The following is a 4960-nucleotide window of genomic DNA, read 5'->3' as shown; positions in this document are numbered from 1 at the left end:
GGCTTTTTTCCTATTCTAGACATATATTACTCCTGACCTACCATACATTACAGAGAATTTCACCGCCGACGTTCGCTTCGATAGCCTGTTTGTCTGTCATCAACCCTTTTGAGGTTGAGACAATCGATATGCCCAGGCCATTCAAAACCGGCTTAATTTGTTTTGATTTACTGTAAACCCTACAAGATGGTTTACTGACTCTTTCAATTCCAAAGATTGTGGACTGTCCTTCAGATACATATTTTAAATAGACACGAATCAGCCCCTGTGTCTCATTCTCAAGGAACTTAAAATCCTTTATATATCCTTGCTCTTTCAGCACCCGCACCATTTCCAATTTAATTTTAGATCCGGGGATATCCACTTTAGCAAACTCTGCTTTACCACCATTTCTTATGATTGTCAGCATGTCCGCAATTGGATCACTACTTGCCATTTTAAAATCTCCTTAAAATCTGCTGATATAGTTTAAAAAATTTGTTACTTACCAACTTGATTTGGTAACACCAGGAAGCTTGCCTTCTGAAGCAAGTTTCCTGAAACAAATTCTGCAAATACCAGCTTTTCTAATAAATGCTCTTGGTCTACCGCATAAGGGGCATCTGTTATATGCACGTACTGAAAACTTTGGTTTCCTCTGCGCCTTTGCGATTAAAGCTTTTTTAGCCAAGCTTTCCTCCTTAAGATCCTTAATTTTTGAAAGGCATTCCCAATAACTTCAGAAATACTTTGCCTTCCTCATCAGTTTTAGCTGTCGTCACAATAGTAATATTAAGACCTTTGATACTCTCGGTCTTATCATAATCAATTTCAGGAAATATAATGTGCTCTGTAATACCAAGGGTATAATTGCCCCTGCCATCAAAAGCTTTTCCGGATATTCCTCTGAAGTCCCTGACACGAGGTAAAGCAATATTCACAAGTCTATCTAAAAAATCATACATTTTTTCACTGCGCAGGGTAACCTTGCACCCGATGGGCAGGTCAGCGCGAAGCTTAAAATTTGCAATCGGTTTTTTAGCTCTTGTAATTACTGGCTTTTGTCCGGCGATCAACGCCAGTTCAGCAGCTGCCGGATCAACAATCTTTGGATTTCTGACCGCTTCTCCAAGCCCCATGTTTAACACGATTTTATCTAGCTTAGGCACCTGTAATTCATTTATATAATCAAAGGTTTTTTTAAGCTCGGGAACAACCTCGTTATTGTATTTTTCCTTAAGAGTTGACATCTATTCTCTCCGCCTTTGGTCTTAAGAATCTATCTGTTGATTGCATTTTTTACAGATTCTGACCCGTTTTCCATCTTCCAACTGCTTCATTCCAACTCTTGTTGGTTTAACACACGAGTTGCACATAACCATAAGATTAGAAATTTGAATCGGCATGGTTTTATCCACGATACCACCTTGTGGATTTGCCTGTGTTGGTCTCTGATGGACCTTAACAACATTAATATTTTCAACAATGACTCGGTTGGTCTTTTTAACAACCTTGAGTACTTTACCGATTTTACCTTTATCTTTCCCGGTCAATACTTTAACCTTATCATCTTTTTTTATTCTAATTTTCATATTTTCCATAAGAATTTTCCCTAATAAGCTGATAATTAAAGCACGTCAGGAGCCAGAGAGACAATTTTCATAAATCTTTTTGCCCTTAACTCTCTTGCCACCGGACCAAAAATACGCGTTCCAACCGGTTCATTTGTTTTTGATAAAATGACAGCTGAATTATCATCAAATCTGATCATTGAACCGTCGGGTCTGGATATTTCCTTTTTCGTCCTGACAATCACCGCCTGTACAATATCACCTTTGCTTACTTTTGCATTGGGGATAGCTTCCTTAACAGAACAAGTGATGATATCACCTATGCTGGCATATCGTCTTTTGGATCCACCAAGTACCTTGATGCAGTACAATTCCTTTGCTCCGGAGTTGTCTGCAACCGTTAACCTTGTTTCACTCTGAATCATTTCTCAACTCCTTTAATCAAACAGCTTTTTTAACGATTTCATTGACTCGGAAACGTTTCAGCTTGCTCAAAGGTCTTGTCTCGATGATTTTAACTATATCACCGATTCTGCATTCATTTTTCTCATCATGAGCATGGTATTTTTTATATCGTTTCATGAATTTTTTATAAATCTTATGCTGGACAAATCTTTCGATCTGAACAACGACTGATTTATCCATTTTATCTGATATGATAAGACCTATCAGCTCTCTTTTGTTTTTTTGAATATTTTCCATAGTAGTATCTTCGTAAATTAGCCTATGTTTACGTTCATTTCCTTAGATATTGTGTAAAGTTTTGCAATATCTTTTTTGACATTTGAAAGTGTCGATGTGTTCTCAAGCTGTCCTACATCGTTCTGAAAGCGAAGATTAAAAAGCTCTTTTTTTAATTCTACAAGTTTTTCTTTCATCTGATCTGCTTTCATCTCTCTAATTTTAATAGCTTTCATGTTTAGTTAGTTCCTTTCCATAAAACGGGTTTTCACAGAAAGTTTTCTGGCAGCTAGTCGCATGGCCTCTTTGGCAACATCTCTTGAGATACCCTCCATCTCATAAAGAATTTTACCAGGTTTTACTCTGGCAACCCAAGCATCTGTGGCCCCCTTACCTTTACCCATTCTGACTTCTGCCGGTTTTTTTGTAACGGGATGATCAGGGAAAAATCTGATCCAGCTTTTACCTGCTCTTTTTGCATGGCGGGTTAAAGCAACCCTTGCAGCTTCAATCTGTCTCGCACTTATATATCCGCATTCGATTGCCTGGAGGCCAAAGTCACCAAAGCTTAAGGTATTACCTCTGTTGGGTGATCCCTTTGTTCTACCACGAAACTGTTTACGGAATTTCACATTTTTCGGACTAAGCATTTTTCAAATTCTCCAAATATTATCTCTCTTGGTCGCCTGAATTTAACCCCTTCTATTTAGATAGGGCTTGTTCGCCAGGATTTAATACTTCACCCTTAAAAATAAAAGTTTTAATTCCAATGGTTCCGTATGTAGTTCTTGCTTCAGTAAAACCGTAATCGACATCAGCCCTTAAGGTATGAAGCGGAATGCGGCCTTCTTTGTACCACTCGGTTCTTGCCATTTCAGCACCTCCCAAGCGACCCGCACAAATAATTTTAATTCCTTTTGCTCCAAACCGCATGGCAGAGGACACACTTCGTTTCATCGCTCTTCTAAAAGCAATTCTTCTTTCCAGCTGAAGTGCAATATTCTCTGCAACCAACTGGGCATCAATTTCAGGACGTCTGACTTCTTTGATATCTATCAGCACTGCAGGTTCAAGCATTTTTTCAAGTTCCTGTTTAAGCAATGCAATCTCTGATCCTTTTTTCCCGATAATAATACCGGGTCTTGCTGCAAACACTCTAAGTCGAATCTGTTTAGAAAACCGTTCTATTTCTATTTTTGAAATACCGGCATGAAAGAGCTTCTTTTTCAAAAACTTTCTGACTTTGAAATCTTCTTTAACAAAAGAGGGATAGTCCTTGTCCGCATACCATCTGGAATCCCATGTCCTGATTATGCCTAATCTAAATCCGGTTGGATGTACTTTCTGACCCAAGCTTATCTCCTCCTATTTGTCAGTTTCTTCAACAATTATAGTTAAATGACTGCTTCTTTTCAAAATCCTGCTTGCTCTTCCCCTGGCTCTTGGTCTGAACCGTTTCATAGTAGGACCATGATCAACAATTATATTTTTGACAATCAGCTTATCCACATCTATCTCATTGTTATGCTCAGCATTAGCGATAGCTGACTGCAAGGTTTTATAAATGATTCCTGCGGCTTTGAGCGGCATAAATTTTAAAAGCGTCAGGGCTTGCCCGGCGTTTTTGCCTTTTACTTCATTAATGGGCAACCGAAGCTTAAATGGTGAAATTCTTGTATATTTTGTAGTTGCTTTAACTTCCATATCTATATCCTTTAATCAGAATCCTTTAGGTAAAAAAATTACCTCTTGGATCTTTTATCTCCTGCATGGCCCCAAAATGTTCTAGTAGGTGAGAACTCACCAAGTTTATGACCAACCATATTTTCTGTAACAAAGACCGGTATAAATTTTTTACCGTTATGTACAGCAAATGTAATACCGACCATTTCAGGAAATATAGTGGATCTACGCGACCAGGTTTTGATAACTTTGTTGCTTTTGGATTGAGTTGCTCCCAAAACTTTCTTTAAAAGATGGGGTGCAATGTAGGGTCCTTTTTTTAATGATCTTGGCATAATTCAACCTGTTTATATTCTCTTGGTTTATTTTCTCTTGGTATTTATTTTCTCTTGGTATTTATTTTCTCTTAGCTCTTCTTTTAACAATATACTGATCAGTTCTGGTACTCTTTCTGGTTCTCTTGCCTTTTGTCTGCACACCCCAAGGTGTACAAGGCTGCCTGCCACCTGAGGATCTTCCTTCACCACCCCCCATGGGATGATCAACAGGGTTCATGGCAACACCACGAACAGACGGACGTCTTCCCATCCATCGAGACCGACCTGCTTTACCGATTTTAACATCACCATGTTTTTCATTACCTACTCTGCCGACAGTCGCTTTGCATTTCAGGTGGATCATTCTAACCTCGCCTGAAGGTAAAAGAACCTGAGCATAAGTGCCTTCTTTTGCCATAAGCCGTGCATAACCGCCGGCACTTCTAACAATCTGGCCACCCTTGTTCTGCTTTAATTCAATATTATGAATCCTTGTACCCGTTGGAATATTTTCAAGGGGCATGCAGTTACCCGGTTTAATATCAGCTTTTGGTCCTGTTTCCAGAATATCACCGACTTTTACATCCAATGGTGCCAAAATATATCTTTTTTCACCGTCAGCATAAACTAAAAGAGCAATCCGGGCACTCCTGTTGGGGTCATATTCAATAGCTGATACCTTGGCCGGGATACCTTCTTTATCTCTTTTAAAATCAATAATACGATATT

The 4960-nt window shown here is 38.9% G+C and carries 12 protein-coding genes; all 12 read right to left on the bottom strand.

What is annotated here, in order from left to right:
• Positions 1–37 precede the first annotated feature (37 nt).
• The gene (gene rpsH, locus K8S13_RS14570) at positions 38–436 is read right to left on the bottom strand and encodes a 30S ribosomal protein S8 (RefSeq protein WP_291463548.1); all 399 of its coding nucleotides are present in this window, start codon (positions 434–436) and stop codon (positions 38–40) included.
• A 48-nt stretch (positions 437–484) separates the two neighbouring features.
• Positions 485–670 carry a type Z 30S ribosomal protein S14 gene (locus K8S13_RS14565; protein ID WP_291347566.1) on the bottom strand — a complete coding sequence of 62 codons (186 nt, stop codon included), beginning with the start codon at positions 668–670 and terminating at the stop codon, positions 485–487.
• 19 nt (positions 671–689) lie between these two features.
• Positions 690–1229: a 50S ribosomal protein L5 gene (gene rplE, locus K8S13_RS14560; protein WP_291463546.1), complete on the bottom strand. Its 540-nt coding sequence runs from the start codon at positions 1227–1229 to the stop codon at positions 690–692.
• 21 nt (positions 1230–1250) lie between these two features.
• Positions 1251–1565, bottom strand: coding sequence for a 50S ribosomal protein L24 (rplX, locus tag K8S13_RS14555; protein WP_291463549.1), 315 nt, complete (start codon positions 1563–1565; stop codon positions 1251–1253).
• Between the two features lie 41 nt (positions 1566–1606).
• On the bottom strand, positions 1607–1975 hold the full coding sequence (gene rplN, locus K8S13_RS14550) for a 50S ribosomal protein L14 (protein ID WP_291463545.1): 369 nt from the start codon (positions 1973–1975) through the stop codon (positions 1607–1609).
• A gap of 16 nt (positions 1976–1991) precedes the next feature.
• Positions 1992–2252, bottom strand: coding sequence for a 30S ribosomal protein S17 (rpsQ, locus tag K8S13_RS14545; protein WP_291463544.1), 261 nt, complete (start codon positions 2250–2252; stop codon positions 1992–1994).
• Between the two features lie 17 nt (positions 2253–2269).
• Positions 2270–2467: a 50S ribosomal protein L29 gene (gene rpmC / locus K8S13_RS14540; protein ID WP_291463542.1), complete on the bottom strand. Its 198-nt coding sequence runs from the start codon at positions 2465–2467 to the stop codon at positions 2270–2272.
• A gap of 6 nt (positions 2468–2473) precedes the next feature.
• A complete protein-coding gene (rplP, locus tag K8S13_RS14535; RefSeq protein WP_291463541.1) occupies positions 2474–2881 on the bottom strand; it encodes a 50S ribosomal protein L16 in 408 nt (135 codons plus the stop codon).
• A 52-nt stretch (positions 2882–2933) separates the two neighbouring features.
• Positions 2934–3584 carry a 30S ribosomal protein S3 gene (gene rpsC / locus K8S13_RS14530; protein ID WP_291463540.1) on the bottom strand — a complete coding sequence of 217 codons (651 nt, stop codon included), beginning with the start codon at positions 3582–3584 and terminating at the stop codon, positions 2934–2936.
• Positions 3585–3596: 12 nt separating this feature from the next.
• Positions 3597–3935: a 50S ribosomal protein L22 gene (gene rplV, locus K8S13_RS14525; RefSeq protein ID WP_291463539.1), complete on the bottom strand. Its 339-nt coding sequence runs from the start codon at positions 3933–3935 to the stop codon at positions 3597–3599.
• 38 nt (positions 3936–3973) lie between these two features.
• A complete protein-coding gene (rpsS, locus tag K8S13_RS14520; protein WP_291463538.1) occupies positions 3974–4249 on the bottom strand; it encodes a 30S ribosomal protein S19 in 276 nt (91 codons plus the stop codon).
• A gap of 61 nt (positions 4250–4310) precedes the next feature.
• Positions 4311–4960: 50S ribosomal protein L2 (gene rplB, locus K8S13_RS14515; protein ID WP_291463537.1), on the bottom strand; the 650-nt coding region annotated here is incomplete at its 5' end.

The sequence above is a fragment of the Desulfobacula sp. genome, from assembly GCF_021107415.1.
This window is presented reverse-complemented; position numbering and strand designations above follow the sequence as displayed.